Annotated in this window: 18 protein-coding genes; 16 read left to right on the top strand and 2 right to left on the bottom strand. The window is 33.1% G+C overall.

Going from position 1 to position 21,693, the window contains the following annotated elements; translation table 11 throughout:
* Positions 1-81 precede the first annotated feature (81 nt).
* From RWM24_RS00800 to RWM24_RS00775, 6 genes are all read left to right on the top strand, one after another.
* On the top strand, positions 82-1,050 hold the full coding sequence (locus RWM24_RS00800) for an asparaginase (RefSeq protein ID WP_314110661.1): 969 nt from the start codon (positions 82-84) through the stop codon (positions 1,048-1,050).
* A 15-nt stretch (positions 1,051-1,065) separates the two neighbouring features.
* Positions 1,066-2,193 carry a 23S rRNA (adenine(2503)-C(2))-methyltransferase RlmN gene (rlmN, locus tag RWM24_RS00795; protein ID WP_314110659.1) on the top strand — a complete coding sequence of 376 codons (1,128 nt, stop codon included), beginning with the start codon at positions 1,066-1,068 and terminating at the stop codon, positions 2,191-2,193.
* Positions 2,194-2,761: 568 nt separating this feature from the next.
* A complete protein-coding gene (locus RWM24_RS00790) occupies positions 2,762-3,496 on the top strand; it encodes a 3D domain-containing protein (protein WP_314110657.1) in 735 nt (244 codons plus the stop codon).
* Between the two features lie 184 nt (positions 3,497-3,680).
* Positions 3,681-4,634: a peptidylprolyl isomerase gene (locus RWM24_RS00785; protein ID WP_314110655.1), complete on the top strand. Its 954-nt coding sequence runs from the start codon at positions 3,681-3,683 to the stop codon at positions 4,632-4,634.
* A 181-nt stretch (positions 4,635-4,815) separates the two neighbouring features.
* Positions 4,816-5,241: a hypothetical protein gene (locus RWM24_RS00780; protein WP_314110653.1), complete on the top strand. Its 426-nt coding sequence runs from the start codon at positions 4,816-4,818 to the stop codon at positions 5,239-5,241.
* 19 nt (positions 5,242-5,260) lie between these two features.
* Entirely contained in the window at positions 5,261-6,283 is a 1,023-nt protein-coding gene (locus RWM24_RS00775; protein ID WP_314110651.1) for a branched-chain amino acid aminotransferase, read from the top strand.
* 64 nt (positions 6,284-6,347) lie between these two features.
* Here the strand turns inward: RWM24_RS00775 and trpS are convergent, their stop codons facing one another.
* Positions 6,348-7,343 carry a tryptophan--tRNA ligase gene (gene trpS, locus RWM24_RS00770; RefSeq protein ID WP_314110649.1) on the bottom strand — a complete coding sequence of 332 codons (996 nt, stop codon included), beginning with the start codon at positions 7,341-7,343 and terminating at the stop codon, positions 6,348-6,350.
* 345 nt (positions 7,344-7,688) lie between these two features.
* Between trpS and spxA the strand changes: the two genes are divergently transcribed.
* The 5 genes from spxA to RWM24_RS00745 all read left to right on the top strand — a co-directional run bounded on the left by spxA (position 7,689) and on the right by RWM24_RS00745 (position 13,117).
* The gene (gene spxA / locus RWM24_RS00765; RefSeq protein ID WP_314110647.1) at positions 7,689-8,087 is read left to right on the top strand and encodes a transcriptional regulator SpxA; all 399 of its coding nucleotides are present in this window, start codon (positions 7,689-7,691) and stop codon (positions 8,085-8,087) included.
* 196 nt (positions 8,088-8,283) lie between these two features.
* Entirely contained in the window at positions 8,284-9,612 is a 1,329-nt protein-coding gene (locus RWM24_RS00760; RefSeq protein WP_314110645.1) for a C1 family peptidase, read from the top strand.
* A gap of 604 nt (positions 9,613-10,216) precedes the next feature.
* Positions 10,217-11,341, top strand: a complete 1,125-nt coding sequence (locus tag RWM24_RS00755; RefSeq protein ID WP_314110643.1) for a hypothetical protein — start codon at positions 10,217-10,219, stop codon at positions 11,339-11,341.
* A gap of 103 nt (positions 11,342-11,444) precedes the next feature.
* A complete protein-coding gene (locus RWM24_RS00750; RefSeq protein WP_314110641.1) occupies positions 11,445-11,939 on the top strand; it encodes an Lrp/AsnC family transcriptional regulator in 495 nt (164 codons plus the stop codon).
* Complete coding sequence (locus RWM24_RS00745) at positions 11,936-13,117, top strand: aminotransferase class I/II-fold pyridoxal phosphate-dependent enzyme (protein WP_314110640.1); 1,182 nt, start codon at positions 11,936-11,938, stop codon at positions 13,115-13,117. The genes RWM24_RS00750 and RWM24_RS00745 overlap by 4 nt, the downstream gene beginning before the upstream one ends.
* 48 nt (positions 13,118-13,165) lie before the next feature.
* Here the strand turns inward: RWM24_RS00745 and cysK are convergent, their stop codons facing one another.
* Positions 13,166-14,092, bottom strand: a complete 927-nt coding sequence (gene cysK, locus RWM24_RS00740) for a cysteine synthase A (RefSeq protein ID WP_314110638.1) — start codon at positions 14,090-14,092, stop codon at positions 13,166-13,168.
* 120 nt (positions 14,093-14,212) lie between these two features.
* Between cysK and RWM24_RS00735 the strand changes: the two genes are divergently transcribed.
* The 5 genes from RWM24_RS00735 (at position 14,213) to cas9 (ending at position 21,693) form a co-directional block, all read left to right on the top strand.
* On the top strand, positions 14,213-15,220 hold the full coding sequence (locus RWM24_RS00735; protein WP_314110636.1) for a serine hydrolase domain-containing protein: 1,008 nt from the start codon (positions 14,213-14,215) through the stop codon (positions 15,218-15,220).
* Positions 15,221-15,625: 405 nt separating this feature from the next.
* The gene (gene cas1, locus RWM24_RS00730) at positions 15,626-16,492 is read left to right on the top strand and encodes a type II CRISPR-associated endonuclease Cas1 (protein WP_314110634.1); all 867 of its coding nucleotides are present in this window, start codon (positions 15,626-15,628) and stop codon (positions 16,490-16,492) included.
* Positions 16,489-16,827 carry a CRISPR-associated endonuclease Cas2 gene (gene cas2, locus RWM24_RS00725; protein ID WP_314110632.1) on the top strand — a complete coding sequence of 113 codons (339 nt, stop codon included), beginning with the start codon at positions 16,489-16,491 and terminating at the stop codon, positions 16,825-16,827. Before cas1 ends, cas2 begins: the two co-directional genes overlap by 4 nt.
* Positions 16,823-17,488, top strand: coding sequence for a type II-A CRISPR-associated protein Csn2 (gene csn2, locus RWM24_RS00720; RefSeq protein ID WP_314110677.1), 666 nt, complete (start codon positions 16,823-16,825; stop codon positions 17,486-17,488). The genes cas2 and csn2 overlap by 5 nt, the downstream gene beginning before the upstream one ends.
* Before the next feature lie 176 nt (positions 17,489-17,664).
* Complete coding sequence (gene cas9, locus RWM24_RS00715; RefSeq protein WP_314110630.1) at positions 17,665-21,693, top strand: type II CRISPR RNA-guided endonuclease Cas9; 4,029 nt, start codon at positions 17,665-17,667, stop codon at positions 21,691-21,693.

Raw genomic sequence — 21,693 nt, 5'->3', positions numbered from 1 at the left:
TTACAGTCTAGATTATGGTAGACTAAGATTATATGAAAAATGTACTAAGAGATTTTGCATGAAAGATAAGGAGGTTGAAGCATGGCAAAAATTTTAATCATTAATACAGGTGGAACCATTGCAATGAGCGAAGACCATTCTACTGGAAAAGTATCTCCGAATGGTGAAAATCCTTTATTATCGAGTGCGCATTTATTTAACTTAATTGGAGATATTCATACAGAAGATTTATTTAATTTACCTTCTCCTCATATGCAAGAATCTCATATGATGCAATTAAGAAAAAGAATTTTAACAGCTGTTGAAGAGGGATATACGGGAGTTGTGGTTACTCATGGAACAGATACTTTAGAAGAAACAGCGTATTTTTTAGAATTAACAACGAATTTATCGATTCCCATTGTGGTAACTGGAGCAATGAGATCAAGTAATGAGATTGGGTCAGACGGCTTAGCGAATTTACGTAGTTCCTTAATTGTTGCAGCTTCTCCAGAATCGAAGGATAAAGGGGTCGTTGTTGTGATGAATGATGAAGTTCATACTGCTACTTATGTGACAAAAACTCATACAACGAATGTCGCAACTTTCCAAACACCAACTTTTGGCCCACTAGGATTAGTTTCTAAAAGTGAAGTCATTTATTTCCAACGATTATTAAAACAAGAATACTATCCAATTGAAGAAGTTCAAACAGGAGTCTACTTATTAAAAGCTTATGCGGGAATGGATGGACTATTACTCGATGCACTTTGCGAATATCATGCAAAAGGTGTCGTTATTGAAGCGCTAGGAGCGGGGAATTTACCACCAGCAACATTACCAGCCTTACAAAGATGTTTAGAGGCAGGAATTCCCGTAGTATTAGTTTCTAGAGCATTTAACGGTGTTACTTATGATGTTTACGATTATTTAGGTGGAGGTAAACAATTAAGACAGTCTGGTGTCATTTTTACAACTGGATTGAGTGGGCAAAAAGCTCGTATGAAACTAAGTGTTTTATTAAGTTCAGGAAAAACATTAGAAGAAATTGAAAAAGCATTTGCATGCTAGAAAGAAGGATTAGAAATGGTAACAAAAATCGGAAGACGTGTTCGTGAATATGAAGGAAAACCAATTATTTATGGATATCCATATGAAGATTTAGTCGCATGGTTTGAAGAACATGGAGAGAAAAAATTCAGAGCAGGACAATTATGGGATTGGTTATATCGTAAACGTGTGACAAGTTTTGAAGAAATGACAAACTTATCAAAAGATTTAATTGCAAAATTAAATGAAACTTTTACATTCCCAGTATTAAATGAAAAAATTAAGCAACAATCAACAGATGGTACTCGTAAGTTCTTATTTGAATTAGCAGATGGATTATTAATTGAAACAGTATTAATGCCACAAGAATATGGTCTATCAATCTGTGTAACAACACAAGTAGGATGTAATATCGGTTGTACTTTCTGTGCCAGCGGTATTATTGCAAAACAACGTGACTTAGTCGCTGGAGAAATTGTAGCACAAGTAATGCATGTGCAACGTACATTAGATGAGGTAGCTCCTGGAGACCGTGTGAGTCATATCGTAGTAATGGGAATTGGGGAACCATTTGATAACTATGATAATGTGATTAAGTTCTTAAAAGTAGTCAATTCAGATACAGGTTTAGCCATTGGTGCTCGTCATATTACGGTATCTACTAGTGGACTTGCTCCTAAAATTTTAGATTTTGCTAAAGAAGGATTGCAGGTAAACTTAGCGTTATCGCTACATGCTCCCGATAATGATACTCGTTCTAAAATTATGCGTATTAACCGTAAATACCCTATTGAAGTGGTGATGGAAGCCATTAATGAATATATTCGTACAACAAACCGTCGTGTGACGTTTGAATATATTATGTTGGACCATGTCAATGATTCTGTAGAACAAGCGCAACAATTAGCAGATTTATTAGCAGACAAGAAACGTTTATCGTATGTAAACTTGATTCCTTATAATAAAGTTCGTGAGCACGACCAATATGAACGTAGTAGTAAGGATCGTGTAGTAGCTTTCTATGATGTATTGAAGAAGAATCATATTAACTGTGTGGTTCGTAAAGAATTCGGTCATGATATTGAAGCAGCGTGTGGTCAATTACGTTCAAGCCAAATGAAACGTGACCGTGATAGAAAACGTAAGACGGAAGAAGATAAATAAGAAAAAAATATTTGAATAGACTTCCTGTTATAGTAGCAAAAGGACGGCAGCAAACCTTCGGTTTCATGCCTAAACTTCGAGCCTAGGTCTCGAAGTTTCCAGTAATATCAGCCATGCTTGGCTGATATTACTAATGCTACTATGGGAAGTCTTTCGTTTTATATGATGCAAAAAATTGGTAAAATAAATTCATTTACCCTCCTCTTTTAAGTAGAGATGAGGGTGCTTTTTTTGTTTTTTTAAGTACAAAAATAACGTTTTTAGCAAATAAACCGCTTTCAAAGTTGTAATATTTCAATTTTACACGAACAAAAATTAAAGAGAAATTTAAGGTAATGTTACAAAAAGATGACAAACGTAACAAAAAACATATGTTCGTATTGTTTTTCTGTAATCTAACTATCATAAAAAGTCAATTTATTTAAAGAGCCTTAACAAATCGCATGAAATCAACATTTTGCTATTTTTTCGTGTTACAGTAGTTACATCAAAGAAAACCGCATTTGGAAATTTTTAGCGGTAGATTCTCGAAATGAAATTTTTTAGTAGAGAGTCGGAAAGGATGTTTATGAAATTTACACTAAAGAAGACGGTGTTGGCAACAATCGCAGTAGCTTTTCTAGGAATTTCAGGAATGACAACTTCAACAGCTAAGGCTGATGAATGGGTAGCACGTACTACAGATGAAGTAAAAGATGAAATTATTCATAATGAAGAAGGGGTACAAGAGTACACTGTTAAATATGGTGATACATTATCTGTTATTGCGGAAGCAATGGATGTATCATTAGATGCATTAATTCGTGTAAACGACATTCAAAATGCTAATTTAATTTATGCAGGCACAACGATTAAGTTTTCTGCTGATAAACAAGAAGTAGTTGTGAAAACTGAAGAAGAAGAGCATACTTACAAAGTAGAAGATAATACAGAAGTTGTAGAAGTGAAAGCAGTAGAGCCAACTCCGCAAACAGTCACTTCACAAGAAGTACAAACGACTGCCGCTTCTTCAACAGAAGGGTACACATTAACGGTTGAAGCAACAGCATATTCATACGCAGAGCCAGGATTATCAAATTACACAGCAGATGGGACAAACTTAGTGAATGACCCAATGGTCATTGCAGTAGATCCTCGAGTAATTCCTTTAGGAACAATGGTCGAAATTCCAGGATATGGAGTATTCCGTGCAGCTGATACTGGTGGAGCAATTGTTGGAAATAAAATTGATGTTCACTTTACAACAGTAGCAGAAACATATAATTTTGGACGTCGTACAATTACGATTCGTATTTTAAAATAAGCATTTTAAAAGATTGGATGTAAATCCAGTCTTTTTTTCTTTCGATATTATTCATAAACTAGTTGGATTATATGAAGATTTTTAGAAAAAAATATTGTCTTTTTTTCAAATGCTAGGCAATAAGTTGAAAATATGGTATATTGTGAGAAATGCAATATTTAGTAGTATGACAGGAGTGGAAAGAATGAAAAAAACTATGATGGGGATGTTAGCTGTAGCATCAACTTTAGCGTTAGCAGCGTGTTCGAATAATCAATCAGCTGTAGCGACTTCAAAAGCAGGTAATGTTACCCAGGAGGAATTTTATAAAGCTTTAAAAGCAACATCAGGAGAACAAACTTTACAACGTTTAGTGTTGCAAAAAGTTTTAGAAAATAATGCATCTGATAAAAAAGCCTTAGAAGAGGAAGCAAAAAAAGAAGTTGCAAACCAAGTGACACAATATGGTGGAGAAGATGCTTTAAAAGCTGTATTAGCACGTAACGGCTTCACTTCAGTAGATGGATATCGTGATACAGTGTACTTAAATAAATTAATTACTGCTGCAGTTAAAAAAGCTAATAAATTTAGCGATGAAGAAATTCAAAAATATTATGATTCTTGGGAACCAAAAGCAACAGCGCAACATATTTTAATAGGAGTTGCTCAAAATGCTTCTGATGATGAAAAAGCAGAAGCGAAGAAAAAAGCTGAAGATATCATTAAACAATTAAAAGATGGTGCTGATTTTGATACATTAGCAAAAGAAAATTCAACAGATAAAAGTACGGCAGAAAATGGTGGGAAAGTTGGACCATTTAAACGAACTGACATGGTGAAAGAATTTGCAGATGCAGCCTATGGTCTAAAAGTAGGAGCCATCACAGAAGAACCAGTATTAACACAATATGGATACCATGTGATTAAATTAGTAGACAAACCTGAAAAAGGCTCATTAAATGATGTACGTTCTACATTAGAAGATGAATTATTAGCGGAAAAATTAAAAGATACAGCTACAATTCATTCAGTAGTTTCTTCATTAGTGAAAGAAGCAGATGTGAAAATTACAGATGATACATTGAAAAATGCTTTGAAAGATTTTTCAGATAATACACCGACTGTAACAGAACAATCTCAAACTACACAAGGAAAATAATGAATTTGATAGGAGTAGGATGAAATCAAAAGAAGTATTTGATTTTTCCTACTCTTTTTTATACAATTCATCTTGACAATAACTGGAAAAATTGTAAAATTGAAAATAATTTAATAATTGTTTTCACGTTATCATTTTTTTGAAAAGTTATGAAACTAAGCAAGTGGAAAGGAAGGATACCATGAGACGTTCATGGAAATTAGTAGTCAGTGTATTAGCAATTGGATTTATGGGCTGTGCTGGGCGTACAGAAACTTTTAACCAAGCTGATATGGTCAATGTTTCTAAAAATGGTGAATCCGCTGTGACATCAAAAGTTGAAGAAACGACGACAACAGTTTCCTCAACTAAAGAAGGAAGCACTACTACCGAACTCAATGCATTAGCAAAAGAAGCGATTAAAGAGATTGAAACGAAGAAACAAGTCTTACTGGATAATCATTATACGATATTAGTCCAAGCTCAGACGAAAGATTCGATTGATATTCACATTCGTCATCAAGAACAAAGTGGATCAAGTAGTTTCGGATTTTTCCGATATACACAATCAACGAAAATTTTAGAAGAGATGGATCAAGTAACGGGAGATTATAAGCCAGTAAAATAATTTTAAGGGAAGTGTTGTTATGACAAAAACAGTAGATTTAGATTGGAAAAATTTAGGATTTAGTTATATTAAAACAGACTATCGTTATATTAGTTATTATAAAGATGGTCAGTGGGATAATGGAGCTTTAGTAGAAGATAATGTACTTCATATTAGTGAAGCCTCAACAGCACTCCATTATGGACAACAAGCGTTTGAAGGATTGAAAGCTTATCGTTGTAAAGATGGTAGCATTAATTTATTCCGTCCTGACCAAAATGCGGCACGTTTTGCACGTTCTTGTAGACGTTTATTAATGCCAGAATTTCCAGAAGAACGTTTTGTTGAAGCAGTAAAAGAAGTTGTTCGTGCAAATGAACATTGGATTCCTCCATATGGAACAGGTGGAAGTTTATACATTCGTCCATTAATGATTGGGGTAGGCGATACAATTGGTGTTAGTCCAGCACCAGAATATATTTTCACTGTTTTCGTAATGCCGGTTGGAGCTTATTTCAAAGGTGGTTTAACACCAACTAGCTTTGTGGTGAGTGAATATGACCGTGCTGCTCCTGTAGGGACTGGTGCTGCAAAAGTTGGCGGTAACTATGCGGCTAGCTTATTACCTGGTAAAGAAGCTAAAAAACGTCAATTTAGTGACTGCATTTATTTAGATCCATTGACACATACTAAGATTGAAGAAGTAGGAGCTGCGAATTTCTTTGGAATTACTAAAGATAATCAATTCATCACTCCATACTCTCCATCAATTTTACCAAGTATTACTAAATACTCATTATTATGGTTAGCAGAACATCGTTTAGGAATGGTAGTTAAAGAAGCAGATGTATACATTGATAAATTAGATGAATTTACAGAAGCTGGAGCATGTGGTACAGCAGCGGTTATTTCACCAATTGCTGGAATTCAAAATGGAGATAACTTCCATGTATTCTATTCAGAAACAGAAGTAGGACCAGTGACTCGTCGTTTATATGATGAATTAGTAGGAATTCAATATGGAGATGTCGAAGCTCCAGAAGGTTGGATTCAAAAAGTATAATAAAATGTAATGAAATAAAAATCCTGTCAGTAATGTTACCGACAGGATTTTTGGTTTTGAATGATTATCTTGCAAAGCCGACAGCTTTTTCCATTTTACGAAGAGTTTTAGAAGCAACAGCGTTAGCTTTTTTAGCTCCTTCATCTAAAATTTCATCTAATTGTTTAGAATTTAATAATTCATAGTAACGTTCTTGGATTGGTTCCATTACTGCAACGATTGCTTCTGCTAAGTCAGCTTTGAATGTTCCATAACCTGAATCTTTATAAGTTTCTACTAAATCTTCAATACTACGGTTTGAAAATGCGCTGAAGATTGTTAAAAGATTAGAAATTCCTGGTTTTTCAGTTGGGTTGTATTCAATGATACCACTTGAATCCGTCACTGCGCTTTTAATTTTTTTACGAATAGTTGCTGGTTCATCTAACATGCTAATGTATTCTTTTACATTGACATCTGATTTACTCATTTTTTTCGTAGGAGTTTGTAAGCTCATGACACGTGCTCCAGCTTTTGGAATAAATGGTTCTGGCATTTTTAATAATTCATTTCCGTTTCCATAACGGCTATTAAAACGAGCGACAAAGTCACGTGTTAATTCCATATGTTGTTTTTGGTCTTCCCCAACTGGAACAACTTCAGCATTGTATAAAACAATATCTGCTACCATTAATGGTGGGTAAGTTAATAAACCTGCAGATACGGATTGTTGTTTTTGAGATTTATCTTTGTATTGTGTCATACGTTCTAATTCGCCAACACCGACATTACATTGTACAATCCATGCAGCTTGAGCATGTGCTGGAACTTCTGATTGAACGAAAATCGTAGATTTTTCAGGATCTAATCCAATTGCTAAGTATAAAGCAGCAAGTGAACGAGTTTGTTCTTTTAATTTTTTAGGGTCTTGTGGAACTGTAATCGCATGTTGGTTTACGATACAGTATGTGCAGTCATATTCGTCTTGTAAGGCAACGAAATTTTTCATCGCACCAATATAGTTTCCAATGGTTGGGATAGCTGAAGGTTGTACTCCAGAGAAAATTTTCTTTTTAGTCATATATATTCTCCTTTAAAATTCAATGAATTAGTCTTATTATACCGTATTTTTGGAAAATTTACACAAGAAATTTCCTGCTAAAAATATTAACTTGAAGCTGTAATAGTAGAAGATTATCGGAATATCCCTGAAATGTGAAAAAGGATATTGCTTGACAAAAATTAAAAAAAGATTAAGCCTTGAAATAATCAGGTTTTAATGAATTAGTTTTAGGGGCTCATAAAAAAATATTTTGTGAAAAATTGATGAAATTACGAAATTTGTATAGATTTTATTCTAAAAATAATATATAATATAAAACGTGATGAGCCCATCTAAACTAGCTCATCGAGAAGGAGCGATTTCATGGTTACATTATATACATCACCAAGTTGTACTTCATGCCGTAAAGCACGTGCATGGTTAGAAGAGCACACTATCGCATATACTGAAAGAAATATTTTCTCAGAACCATTAACAATTGACGAAATTAAAAATATTTTACGTATGACGGAAGATGGAACAGAAGAAATTATTTCAACACGCTCAAAGGCATTCCAAGAACTAAACTTAGATTTAGATGAAGTTCCTTTGAATCAATTATTTGTTTTAATTCAAGAAAACCCAGGCTTATTACGTCGCCCAATTATGTTGGACGAAAAGAGATTCCAAGTAGGATATAACGAAGATGAAATTCGTCGTTTCTTACCTCGTGAAGTAAGAGCTTTTGAATTAGATCAAGCACAAAGATTAGTAAATTTTTAAGAATAAAAGCACTGTAGAAATTTCTACGGTGTTTTTTGTTTGCTCAGAAACTTTGGATTTGTTGTAAGATATTTTCTTGAATTTTTCATTTTTAATCCATAAACCTTAAATAATTTCAAAACTTTCTCTTTTTACTTGAAAAAAATTATATATGAGGAGTATGATGTAGAATACAAAAGGAAAAGGAGATGAGTATATGTTTTTAACAAAAGACATGACTGATGAGTTCCGTCAAAAATTTCAATCTGACGGACAAAAGAAAGTTGCACAACATGCAACTGTGAAAAATGGGATTCACGCTTCTAGCCAAAATGTAGAAGCCATCGTGAAAAACCCGCCCGTTTATTCCATTGATTTGGAACATGGAAAGGTGGCAAACCAAAAACAATCTGGGAGATGTTGGATGTTTGCTGCACTAAACACGTTCCGTCATAAAATCTTTAATGAGTTTAAGCTAGAGGAATTTGAACTTTCTCAAAGCTATACTTTTTTCTGGGATAAATATGAGAAGGCGAATTTTTTCCATGAGAATATTTTAAAAACGGCTCATGAACCAATTACAAGTCGTAATGTTGCCTTCTTACTTCAAACACCACAACAAGATGGTGGACAATGGGATATGATTGTTTCCATCTTTAATAAATATGGTGTTGTACCAAAGGCAGTAATGCCAGAAAGTTTTAGTAGTTCAGCTTCAGGAGAGTTGAATAAATACTTAAACAAAAAATTACGCGAAGATGCGAAAATTTTAAGAGATTTAGTAGCAGGGGGAGCTACTGAAGAAAAAATCTTGGAAGTTCGTAAACAATTGATGAAGGAAGTCTATGATTTACTAGCCATCAGTTTAGGGACTCCACCAGAAGTGTTTGATTTTTCTTATCGTGATAAAGATAAAGAATATCATCACTATGAAAATTTAACACCACAAACATTTTATAAGCAGTTTGTAGGGTTAGATTTAGAACAATATGTATCAATTATTAATGCACCAACAGCAGACAAACCATACAATCGCTCTTATACTGTTGAAATGTTAGGAAACGTTGTGGGAGGAACTCCTGTAAAATACTTAAATGTAGAAATGGATACTTTCAAGAAACTTGCAATTCAACAATTAGAACAAGGAGAATCAATTTGGTTTGGTTGTGATGTGGGTCAATTCTCAGGTCGTGATACTGGATTGATGGCAATGGATCATTATGATTTGAAAGGTTTATTGGGGTTAGATTTCAAACTTTCTAAAGCAGATCGCTTAGAATATGGAGAAAGTTTAATGACTCATGCCATGGTATTAACTGGGGTTGATTTAGTAAATGGAAAACCAACTCGTTGGAAAGTAGAAAATAGTTGGGGAGAAAAATCTGGGGTCGATGGATTCTGGATGATGTCAGATGAATGGATGGATGAATTTACGTATCAAATTGTGGTGCGTAAGGAATTCTTAACAGCTGAGCAATTAGCAGCATTTGATTCTGAACCAATTGTATTAGCACCATGGGATCCCATGGGCTCGTTAGCCAAGTAATAGGTCGGAAAAGGCTTATTAATATAGTAGCGGAGGACGCAAGCAGCCTCGCTTTTGCGAGTCTCATTGCTAAAAATTGAGCCTAAGGTCTCAATTTTTCCTGCACTAGAATACAGTTTGTATTCTAGTGCTTGCGCTACTATAATAAGCCTTTTCCTTTTTTGCGTGTAAGGATGAGAGTACGTATAAGAGTTGGCGGAAATGACTTTTTGATATAGTAGCGGAGGATGCAAGCAGCTTTGCTATGCGAATCTCATGGCTAAAATTTAAGTCTTGAGTCTCAAATTTTCCAAATGGTAGAAGCTAGTAAAGTAGCTTCTACCATTTTTGCTACTGCGAAAGTCTTTTCTCTTGGGGCGTTAACTTATTAGAGAACGTTTAAGAGTTGGTGGAAATGACTTTTTAATATAGTAGCGGAGGACGCCAGCAAACCTTCAGTTTCATGGCTAAAAATCGAGCCTAAGGTCTTGATTTTTCCTGCACTAGAATCCAGTGTGGATTCTAGTGCTAAGGCTACTATAAAAAGTTATTTCCTTTTTTTATTTCAAAAATCCTAATAAAAATTTAACCATTTAGGTACAAGAGTTTTTAGGCAGAATATGGTATGATAAGTGCGTTATGGAAGGGAGAGATGATGGTGGAAGTGACAAATATGTTTCAAACGGCGTTAGAAAACCAATTGGAAAAATTACCAACGTATCGTTTGTTAGTCATAGGAGAATCTAAGGTTGGAAAAACAACGTTAATTCAATCCTTATTTGATTTAAAGAAAAATGAAAGTATTCCACAATTCCAAGTAGAAGAGTATTCACTATTTGAGGAACTTCCAACTGTATTGGATTATGATGCATGTATTTATTGCCTAAATGGTTCTAGTGATGAATTCTCTGTCAAGACTAGAGAAAATTTATTACAAATAGCTCATCAACTTCCGACGATTGTTGCCTTAACACAATCTATTGGAACAAAAGCTGAACAATTTCAAAGTCAATTAGTCGACTTATCTCTTCCAGTAAAAGGAATCATCAATGTGATGGCAGCACCTTATCCCATTTATGAATCAGTACATCTTCCGTCATTTGGATTAGAGGAATTATTAGATTTATTATTAGAATGTGCGCCTCAGACAAAGGTAGAAACGCTTGTAAGTTTGCAAAAAATCGATTGTAAGAAAAAACTTCAGATGGCTAAACAGATAGTGGAACAGAAAATCAATACTATCTTCCAAGCTTCTATAGATATCCGTCAAGTTTTCAAACAAATAATTGAAATTTTAGGAACTGCGTATGCTTATTTTGGTAATCAAATTGAAGCGAATCGTATGTTGGAAGTGTTAGAAAATCTTCAACAAAGAAAGTTCCAATCATATCAACAATTATGTTTTGTCCATCAACAATCGTATTATTTAGTAATGATGCTAAGTGCTTGTTGTTATAGTGGGATTGAAATGATGGCATTATTATTAAAAAAAGAAAATTCCTTTACGATTCAGGAAAGTAGTATGTTATTAGAAACAAAAATCGCAAGCCGTATGAAGCAAGGAAAACAAAATGCAGAAGTGCAAGCTTTTATTGTTAAGAATGAAATAGAAACAGAAGAAATAACGGTTCAAAAACCAGTAGTTCATGTTCAAGTGAAGAAGAAAAATATACTGCAACAATTCAAAAAGCAATCTCGTCAATGGATGCACAACTCATTAGATGCCTTTAGTAAGTGGGCAAGAAAATAAAAGAGATAAAACAATTCTAAAAAAATAAGAAATGGTTAGGATTTTTTTAGAAAGTAGGATACAATATAGAAGATATGACCGAATTTGAATAGGAGGAAGAAATATGTTTAAAGATGTAAATGAACAAATTTTAAAATTAATTGAAAAAAACAGTCGATTAACAACAGAAGAAATTGCGACTTTATTAGCGATTGAACCAACAGAAGTTCAAAGAAGAATTCAAGAATTAGAAGACCAAAAAGTTATTTGTGGGTATCATACATTAATTAACTGGGAAAAAACAGATGACGTGAATGTATCAGCCATTATCGAGTTAAAAGTAAACCCGCAACGAGGAATGGGATTTGATCGTATCGCTGATAAGATTTACCACTTCCCAGAAGTAGAAGATTTATATTTAATGTCTGGTGGATATGATTTTATGGTGAAATTGAAAAAAGCACCAATGAGAGATATTGCGGCATTTGTATCTAGTCGTTTATCTGTAATTGAAGAAGTTCAATCAACGACAACGCATGTAGTGTTAAAACAATATAAAGACCATGGCACGATGTTTGTAGGAAATAAAGGCGATAAACGGATGGTGGTTACTCCATGATTGAATCATTATTAAGTCATAAAGTAACAGGAATTAAACCTTCTGGTATTCGTAGATTTTTTGATATTGCAAATGAATTAGAAGATGTTATTAGTTTAGGGGTAGGAGAACCAGATTTTGATACTCCATGGCATGTACGAGATGAAGGGATTTATTCTCTTCAAAAAGGGAGAACTTTTTATACTGCTAACGCCGGTTTAAAAGAATTACGTCAAGAAATTTGTAATTTTACCGAGCGCCGTCAAGGAGTGAAGTATGATCCGATGACAGAAGCTCTTGTAACGGTTGGAGGAAGTGAAGCCATTGATTTAGCGATGCGTGCTTTATTGAATCCTGGTGATGAAGTCGTATTTTGTGAGCCTTGTTATGTTTCATACTTGCCATGTATTGTGTTATCAAATGGTATTCCTGTAACAATTCCATTAAAAGAAGAAAATCAATTCCGATTGACTCCTGAAGAATTAGAAGCAGCCATTACTCCAAAAACAAAAGCAATTGTATTGTCATTCCCAAACAATCCAACTGGTGCTGTAATGAGAAGAGAAGATTTAGAAGCAATTGCTGAGGTGATTCGTAAACATAATGTTGTCGTAATTTCAGATGAAATTTATTCAGAATTAACGTATACAGGAGAGCGCCATGTGAGTATTGTAGAAATCGAAGGGATGAAAGAAAGAACGATTTTAATTAATGGATTCTCAAAAGCTTTTGCAATGACAGGATGGAGAATGGGATATGCTCTTGCGCCAGCAGAGATTATGCGACAAATGATTAAAATTCACCAATTCACGATTATGGCAGCACCCACAACAAGTCAATATGCAGGAATTGATGCATTGAAAAATTGCGATGATGATGTAATTGAAATGAGAGACAGTTATAATCAACGTAGACGTTATTTATTGAAGAAAATGGAAGAATTAGGAATTCCATGTTTTGAACCATTTGGAGCCTTCTACATCTTCCCAAATATTTCTCGATTTGGAATGACTTCTGAAGAGTTTGCAACAAAATTAGTGCAAGAAGAACGTGTAGCTGTTGTTCCGGGATCTGCTTTTGGTGAAAGTGGAGAAGGATTTGTTCGAATTTCTTATGCCTACTCATTAGATAGTTTGAAAAAAGCTATTGAACGTTTAGAACGCTTTGTTCAAAAATTAAGAGACGGTCAAATTTCATAAATAAAACTCCTGTCATATCGAAGTGACAGGAGTTTTTGATTGTAACTATTATTCTTGGTTGAAAATACCTGTTGATAGGTAACGTTCACCAGTATCTGGTAAAACTGCTACAACAGTTTTTCCTTTTCCAAGTCTTTTAGCGACACGTAATGCAGCAGCAACTGCAGCACCTGATGAAATTCCTGTTAGAATTCCTTCGGTAGCAGCTAATTTTTTAGCTGTTTCAATGGCTAATTCACTTGTAATTAATTCAAAATCATCGATGACTTCTTTATCGATAATACTTGGTAAGAATCCAGCGGAAATTCCTTGGATACGGTGTTTTCCTTTTTGTCCTTTTGAGATAAATGGAGCTTCTTCAGGTTCTACACCAATAATTTGAACAGCAGCATTTTTTTCTTTCAAGGCACGACCAACACCTGTAATAGTACCACCTGTTCCAATTCCGGCAACAAATGCATCAGGTGTTTCACCATCAAAAGCTTGAATAATTTCTTGACCAGTTGTTTGATAGTGAATGCTTGGATTAGCTGGGTTATCAAATTGTTTTGCCCAGAAATAACCAGGTTGTTGTGATAATTCTTCTGCTTTTTGAACGGCAGCTCCGAAACCTTCAGCAGCAGGTGTTAATAGTACTTCTGTACCATAGGCTGCCATTAATTGACGACGTTCGATAGACATTGAGTCTGGCATAATCGTAATCACTTTGTAGCCTTTAGCTGCTCCAACTAGGGATAAGCCGACACCAGTATTTCCAGAAGTTGCTTCGATAATTGTATCTCCTGGTTTTAGGTGACCTTCTCTTTCAGCAGTTTCAATAATATTCAGTGCGATACGGTCTTTTACAGAACCACCAGCGTTAAAAGCTTCCACTTTCACGTAAATATCTGCACTATCTGCATCTGTTAAACGATTTAGTTTAACAAGGGGTGTATTACCGATTAATTCAGTAATATGGTTTACTCTTTTTGACATAAGAATACCTCCAAAATATTTAATTGGGCAACTTTGAAGGGCTGCTTAAGGGGTATTTTAGACCTATTTTCCTTCTGTTGCAAGAGAAAAAAACAAAAAAATATGAAAGAAGTTAAATATATGAAAAAGTTTCTAAAAACAATGAAAAAAATTGAAGATTTCATGAATATGGGTGTATTTTCAGGATTTAGTGTAGCGTTTATCGAAGAGGGGAAAGTAATAAAGTCTTTTGAAGGAACTCTTACTAATCATGAGCATTCTAAATTAGTTGAAGATGGATTGTTTTATGATTTAGCTTCCGTTACAAAAGCATTCGTAACGAGTACTTTATTAGTCCAAATGGTCGAAAAAGGGGAAATTCATTTAGATGAACCTATTACTAAATGGTTTCTAAATGCGGATAAAAGAGTTACACTTCGGCATTTAATCACTCATACTTCAGGATTATGGGGATATATTGAGAATAGAAATGAATTAGAACCGAATGAGTTAATTGAAGCTTTATCGATATTACCGGTGACGGAAACATTTCATCATACGGTAAAATATACGGATACCGGCTTTGTTTTAGCGGGAATTATTTTGGAAAAAGAATTTGGCAAACCGATAGCAGATTTATTTGATGAAAGAATCGCTCGTCCGTTAAAACTAACCGCCTCATACGGTCCACTTCCGAGTGAGTGTTGTGTTCCAACTGGTTTTGAAGAAAGACGTGGAAGATTATTACAAGGGGAAGTACATGATCCTAAAGCAAGTATTTTACAAAGAAGATGTGGAAGTGCAGGGCTATTTGCAACGCTGGATGATTGTATTACGCTAGTGCAATTATATTTAAACGATGGGAAGTTAGGAGATTTTGAATATTGTAGTGCAGAGATGATACAAAGTTTGCTGATGGACTGGACACCTACAAGAAAAGCGGGAAGATCTCTTGGATGGGATATGGACCAAGTAGGCGAACAAATTTGGTTAAGACACACTGGATTTACAGGAACAACAGTATTAATGAATTTGAAAACAAAGCAGGCAATGATTTTATTAACGAATCGCATTTATCAATATGAAGATACGCCATCTTATAATCGATTACGAGAAGAATTGATTCAGCTTTATGAACGGGAAGCGTAGTATAAAGAGACTTCTTGAATATAGTAGCAAAGGACGCCAGCAGCCCTGCGGTCTCATGGCTAAATTTTGAGCCTAAGGTCTCAAAATTTCCAGTGATAAAATCTGCATACTGCAGTTTTTATCACTCGTGCTACTATAAGAAGACTTTTGTACTTTAAGGGGAGTTTATGAGAGTGCGATATTAAAATGACTTCTTGGTATGGTAGCAATATGGACGTCAGCAGCCTCGCTTGCGAGTCTCGTGCTACTATAGGAGGACTGGTATACTTTTAATTTAATAAGTTTAGAAAGAAGTTTCTTTTGTAGAACTTCTTTTTTTGTAAATTCACTCACAAAATGTAGACTAGAACTTCCGCCAATGATAAACTGACTATATACGGATTATATCAGTCAGGAGTGGGAAAAATGGGTTGGAGAACAATTGTTGTTAAAGCACATGCTAAGTTGTCGTATAAAAATAATTATTTAATTTATAAAGACTCTGAAATTGTAGAACAAATTCATTTATCGGAAATTGATATTTTATTATTAGAGAGAACAGATATTTTAATTACAACGATGTTAATAAAGCGATTAATGGATGAAAAAATATTAGTCATTATTTGTGATGATAAACGATTACCTATTGCTCAAGTGGTACCTTATTACGGAAGTCATAATAGCAGCTTACAATTGGCAAAACAACTTCAATGGGAGAAGGATAGAAAGGTAGAAGTTTGGACAGAAATTATATTGCAAAAAATGATGAATCAAGCAAGTCATCTATATCAGCAAGATTATACAGTGAAATCAGAATCATTAGGTCAACTCATTCATGAATTACAATTAAATGATATTACCAATCGAGAAGGTCATGCAGCAAGAATTTATTTTACAACATTATTTGGAAGTAAGTTTACAAGAGATGATGCTAATGATATTAATGCTGCGCTAGATTATGGATATATGTTATTATTAAGTCTATTTGCCAGAGAAATTGTTTCAAATGGATGTTTAACACAGCTAGGATTAAAACATGCAAATCAATTTAATGCTTTTAATTTAGCGAGTGATTTAATGGAACCATTTCGTCCATTAGTAGATCAAATTGTTTATCAGAATCGTTATAAAGTTTTTATGGATCTTAAAAGAGATTTATTTCAATTATTTTGTAAAACTTATCATTATGATAAAAAAGAAATGTATTTATCAAATATTGTTAGTGAGTATACGAAAAAGGTGATTAAAGTTTTAAATGGGGAGAAGACGGAAGTACCGGTGTTTCGTCTATGAGTGAGAGATATATGCGAATGTTGTTAATGTTTGATATGCCAGTAGAAACAGCGGAAGAAAGAAAAGCATATCGACAATTTCGGAAATTTTTATTGAGTGAGGGATTTATTAAACATCAATTTTCAGTCTATAGTAAATTATTGTTGAATGGAACTGCGAATCAAAGCATGATTGCACGATTAAAACAACATAATCCTAAAAGAGGGATGATTACAATATTAACTGTAACTGAGAAACAATTTGCTAGGATGATTTATTTGTCATGTGAGAGAAATCATTCAGTTGCCAATACTGAAGCAAGATTAGTATTTTTGGGAGATGATGAAAATGATTAGAATTGGATTACCTTTAGCAGATGAAGAAATTTTTGTGGAAGGAGCAACATTAGTAAGTATTGAATCAAGAGAAGCACTTGCTCGTACAGTTGAGAATTTTTATCGTTATGATGGTGAAGGAAGTGTGAAATTAGCCGATAAAAAATTTAAACCGATTAAAGAGTCAGAAGTAATGATTGTGACGGATATACTTGGTTATGATGTTAATTCGACAGCTATGTTAAAACTAATTTATGGAGATATTGAAAATCAATTAAATGAAAAACCAGAAGTTAAATCCATGATTGAAAAATTAACGGATACGATAACGGAATTAATTAGTTATGAACTAGTTGAAAATGAATTAGATCTAGAGTATGACGAAATAACGATTCAAGAATTAATTAAGGCTTTAGGAGTTCAAATTGAAACAAGAAGTGATAGTTTGTTGGATAAAATAATGGAAATTATCCAAGTTTATAAGTATTTGAGTAAAAAGAAGATTTTAATTTTTGTGAATGTATTAATCTATTTCAAAAAAAGAGAAGTGAAAGAAATTTTAGATTATATTCGTTTGAATCATTTAGATGTTTGCTTTTTAGAAGGGAAGTTAGTAGAGGATTTCTCAATGATAAGTTATAAAATAGATGAAGACTTTTGCTTCTTTACAAAAAATGTATAAAAAAAGATGTCGAATCGACATCCACGTATGAAACGTTGTTTACGGACAAGCCTTATTTTAACTTGCTGTGTTGTTCTGAATAGTTCCACACTGAAAGTATACAACAAATAGTTTTAAATGTAAACGTTTTTTTGTTAAAATGAAGCTGTGAATCATTTCTTAAAGAGGTGGGAAATATGAGAAAAAATTACTCCATTGGATTAGATATTGGGACAAATAGTGTTGGGTATAGTGTTATTTTTGATGACAATTATAAAGTTCCCGTAAAAAAAGTAAAAGTTTTAGGAAATACTAATAAAAAATCTATTCGTAAAAATTTAATGGGTTCCGTATTGTTTGATAGTGGTGAAACAGCGATGGCTCGTCGAATGAAGCGCACCAATCGTCGTAGAATTGAACGAAGAAGGAATCGAATTCGTTATTTACAAGAAATTTTCGCGCCATTTATGATGCAAGTGGATGAAAATTTCTTTGTAAGATTACAAGATTCATTTTTATGGGAAGAGGATAAACCACATAGTAAATATCTATTTTTTGGAAATGTTGAACAAGAAGTTGCATTTCATGATAACTATAAAACGATCTACCATTTGAGAAAAGAATTAGCAGATGGAAAAGAAAAAGCGGATTTACGTTTAGTTTATTTAGCCTTAGCTCATATTGTTAAGTTTAGAGGACATTTTTTAATTGAAGGAAATGTAGATGTTGAAAACAATGATATCCAACAATTATTTGATGAATTTTTAACTAGCTATAGTACCTATTTTGAAGATAGTTCTGTGTTAGAAAAGAAAATGGAAGTTAGAGAAATTTTAATAGAGAAAATTAGTAAATCTGCTAAAAAAGATAAAATTGTACAAAGCTATTTGATTGATAAAAAGAGTCCATTGATTGAATTTTTAAAATTAATCGTAGGTAATTCAGGAGAATTTAAAAAGATTTTTGAGTTAGATGAAAAATCTTCTCTTCAATTCTCTAAGGAAAGCTATGAAGATGACCTAACTGCATTATTGGAACAAGTAGGAGATGAAGTAGCGGATGTATTCCTAGCTGCTAAGAAAGTTTATGATAGTGTCGTTTTAGCAAATATTTTATCTATTAAGAATAAAAATACAAAAGCGCCATTATCTGCTGCTATGATTGAACGATATGAAAATCACCAAGAAGAGTTAGCGGAATTAAAACAGTTTTTCAAAGCAACTTTGGAACGAGAAACATACAAAGAATTCTTCAATGACCCTAAAAAAGATGGTTACGCAGGGTACATTGATGGAAGTACGACTCAAGAAACTTTTTATAAACAATTGAAGAAGTTATTTGAAGCAACAGAAGCTCCTGAATTATTCAAAGAAAAACTAGAACGAGAAGACTTTTTAAGAAAACAACGGACATTTGATAACGGATCTATACCACATCAGATTCATCAAAAAGAATTTGAAGCCATTATTGAACGACAAGGTGTGTTTTATCCATTTTTATTAGAAAATAAAGATAAATTAGTCAAAATTTTTGAATTTAGAATTCCTTATTATGTTGGACCTTTAGCGAAAAATCAACAAAGTCCATTTGCCTGGGCGACTTATCATTCTGATGAACCAGTACGTCCATGGAATTTTGAAGAAATTGTCGATACAAAAGTTGCTGCAGAAGAATTTATTCATCGTATGACAAACTATGATATTTATCTACCAGATCAAAAAGTATTGCCAAAACATAGTTATTTATATGAATTATTTACAGTTTATAATGAATTAACTAAAATTCAATTTGTGGATGATCAAAATCATAAATCATATTTTAATGCTAAAGCTAAAAAAGATATTATAGAGAATGTATTTAAAAAAGAACGTAAAGTTACGCTTGAAAAGCTAATGAACTATCTAAAAGTTGCTTATGCTGATTTTAGAATAGAAAGTATTGTTGGTTTGAGTAAGGATACAAAATCCTTTAATGCTTCATTAGGCACGTATCATGATTTATTAAAATTAAAAGTGGATAAAGAGTTTTTAGATAATGAATCTAATCTTCCAATAATTGAAGATATTATTTTAACGTTAACAATTTTTGAAGATCGAAAAATGATTCGTGAACGTTTAAGTCAGTATAAAACTTATTTTGACGAAAAAGTGATGAAACGATTGGAAAGACGCCACTATACAGGGTGGGGGAGATTGTCTAAGAAATTAATTGATGGAATTAGAGATAATGGGAAAACAATTTTAGATTATTTGAAAGATGATCCTGCTGGAAATCGTAATTTTATGCAATTAATTCGAGATGACTATTTAACATTCAAAAAACAAATTGCCGAAGCTCAAGTAGTTGGAGAAGCAGATAGTTTAGTCGAACAAGTACAATCTCTTGCTGGAAGTCCCGCAATTAAAAAAGGTATTTTACAAACTATGAAAATTGTAGATGAACTCGTTAAAATTATGGGATATAAACCAACTAGTATTGTCATTGAAATGGCTAGAGAAAACCAAACAACCGCTCAGGGATTGAAACAATCTAGAACTAGATTTAAAAAATTATCTGAAAGTTTGAAATTATTATCTAGTAAACTACTCGAAGACCATAATATTACGAATAAAGAATTGTTGAAGGAAAAATTATATTTGTATTGTTTGCAAAATGGAATAGATATGTATACTGGTAAACCGCTAGATATTAATTGTTTAAGTAATTATGATGTGGATCATATTATTCCTCGTAGTTTCTTACCAGATGATTCCATTGATAATAAAGTATTAGTTAGTTCGAAAGAGAATCGTGGGAAATCTGATAATGTTCCAAGTATAGAAGTTGTGAATCAAATGGATGCATACTGGAGAGTTTTATTAAATGCAAAATTAATGAGTGAATCTAAATATAATCGATTAACAAAAGCACGTCATGGCGGATTAACAGATAAGGACAAAGAAGGTTTTATTCATCGACAATTAGTTGAAACTCGACAAATTACGAAACATATCGCAAGAATGTTAGACGAAAGATGGAATTCAACTGTAGATGAATCGGGTAAGAAAATCTATGAAGTAAAAATTGTAACTTTAAAATCTAGTTTAGTATCTAACTTTAGAAAGATGTTTGATATTCCGAAAATTCGTGATTTGAATCATTACCATCATGCTCATGATGCATATTTAAATGCAGTAGTGGGAAATCTTTTGATTAAAAAATATCCAAGACTAGCTCCTGAATTTATTTATGGACAACACTTGTACCTAACTCGTAAGGCAAATGAAGAAGAAAAAGCTACTAAAAAGGTAATGCTATATTCAAATGTATTGAATTTTTTAAAAGATGATGGAGAACAGACAGACTCCAAAGGAAATGTGATTTGGAATAAGGATCAACAGATTGGAATGATTAAGAAGATAGTCTTTAATAATCAAGTAACCGTTGTGAAGAAAACGGAAGTTCAATCTGGTGGTTTTACTAATGAAACAGTTGAGAAAAAAGGAACTTCTGATAAATTACTTCCACGTAAAAATGGATGGGATACGAATAAATATGGTGGAGTAGGAAGTCCAAAAATTGCTTATTCTGTTATGTTTGAGTATGAAAAAACTAAAGGTAAGAAAACTGTTAAGGCCAAAGAAATTATAGGAGTATCAATTATGAATCAAAAACGGTTTGAAGATAATCCTAATAAATTCCTTGAAGAATTAGGCTATACAAATATACAAGAAAATTCTATTCTTATTCTTCCTAAATATACTTTATTTGAATTGGAAGACGGTAAACGACGTAGATTAGCAAGTCACCAAGAATTACAAAAAGCAAATGAATTTACAATATCTAAAGATTCTACACTATTGTTATATCATGCAATTCATAGAGATGATGAGGAAAATAAGAAATATCGAGAATATTTAAATCAACATCGCTCTGAATTTAGAGAGTTATTTGATTTCATTATTGAAAAATCTGAACAATGGATTGTTAAGCCAACAGCAGTAACTAAATTAAGAAAAATAATGGATAAAAATTATGAAAAAGCTTCAATTGATGAACTTTCAACAGCAATTTTATCTTTATTAACGTTCACTCAAGCAGGTGCATCGGCAGCCTTTCAATTTTTTGGAGAACAAATCGATCGGCAACGTTATACAACGGTTACGGAAATTTTAACTGGGACATTAATCTATCAATCGGTTACAGGTTTTTATGAAACAAGAATAGATTTGAAACTAGAAAAGTAA

This window comes from uncultured Granulicatella sp., from assembly GCF_963516875.1.
Lineage (GTDB): Bacteria > Bacillota > Bacilli > Lactobacillales > Aerococcaceae > Granulicatella.
Note: the sequence above shows the minus strand (reverse complement) of the source record. Positions and strands in the feature narration are given on the sequence as shown.

What these genes read in the sequence shown, in the direction of transcription:
- RWM24_RS00800 (WP_314110661.1), top strand. Translation starts at nt 82, where the DNA reads ATGGCAAAAATTTTAATCATTAATACAGGTGGAACCATTGCAATGAGC.
- rlmN (WP_314110659.1), top strand. Translation starts at nt 1,066, where the DNA reads ATGGTAACAAAAATCGGAAGACGTGTTCGTGAATATGAAGGAAAACCA.
- RWM24_RS00790 (WP_314110657.1), top strand. Translation starts at nt 2,762, where the DNA reads ATGAAATTTACACTAAAGAAGACGGTGTTGGCAACAATCGCAGTAGCT.
- RWM24_RS00785 (WP_314110655.1), top strand. Translation starts at nt 3,681, where the DNA reads ATGAAAAAAACTATGATGGGGATGTTAGCTGTAGCATCAACTTTAGCG.
- RWM24_RS00780 (WP_314110653.1), top strand. Translation starts at nt 4,816, where the DNA reads ATGAGACGTTCATGGAAATTAGTAGTCAGTGTATTAGCAATTGGATTT.
- RWM24_RS00775 (WP_314110651.1), top strand. Translation starts at nt 5,261, where the DNA reads ATGACAAAAACAGTAGATTTAGATTGGAAAAATTTAGGATTTAGTTAT.
- trpS (WP_314110649.1), bottom strand. Translation starts at nt 7,343, where the DNA reads ATGACTAAAAAGAAAATTTTCTCTGGAGTACAACCTTCAGCTATCCCA.
- spxA (WP_314110647.1), top strand. Translation starts at nt 7,689, where the DNA reads ATGGTTACATTATATACATCACCAAGTTGTACTTCATGCCGTAAAGCA.
- RWM24_RS00760 (WP_314110645.1), top strand. Translation starts at nt 8,284, where the DNA reads ATGTTTTTAACAAAAGACATGACTGATGAGTTCCGTCAAAAATTTCAA.
- RWM24_RS00755 (WP_314110643.1), top strand. Translation starts at nt 10,217, where the DNA reads ATGATAAGTGCGTTATGGAAGGGAGAGATGATGGTGGAAGTGACAAAT.
- RWM24_RS00750 (WP_314110641.1), top strand. Translation starts at nt 11,445, where the DNA reads ATGTTTAAAGATGTAAATGAACAAATTTTAAAATTAATTGAAAAAAAC.
- RWM24_RS00745 (WP_314110640.1), top strand. Translation starts at nt 11,936, where the DNA reads ATGATTGAATCATTATTAAGTCATAAAGTAACAGGAATTAAACCTTCT.
- cysK (WP_314110638.1), bottom strand. Translation starts at nt 14,092, where the DNA reads ATGTCAAAAAGAGTAAACCATATTACTGAATTAATCGGTAATACACCC.
- RWM24_RS00735 (WP_314110636.1), top strand. Translation starts at nt 14,213, where the DNA reads ATGAAAAAGTTTCTAAAAACAATGAAAAAAATTGAAGATTTCATGAAT.
- cas1 (WP_314110634.1), top strand. Translation starts at nt 15,626, where the DNA reads ATGGGTTGGAGAACAATTGTTGTTAAAGCACATGCTAAGTTGTCGTAT.
- cas2 (WP_314110632.1), top strand. Translation starts at nt 16,489, where the DNA reads ATGAGTGAGAGATATATGCGAATGTTGTTAATGTTTGATATGCCAGTA.
- cas9 (WP_314110630.1), top strand. Translation starts at nt 17,665, where the DNA reads ATGAGAAAAAATTACTCCATTGGATTAGATATTGGGACAAATAGTGTT.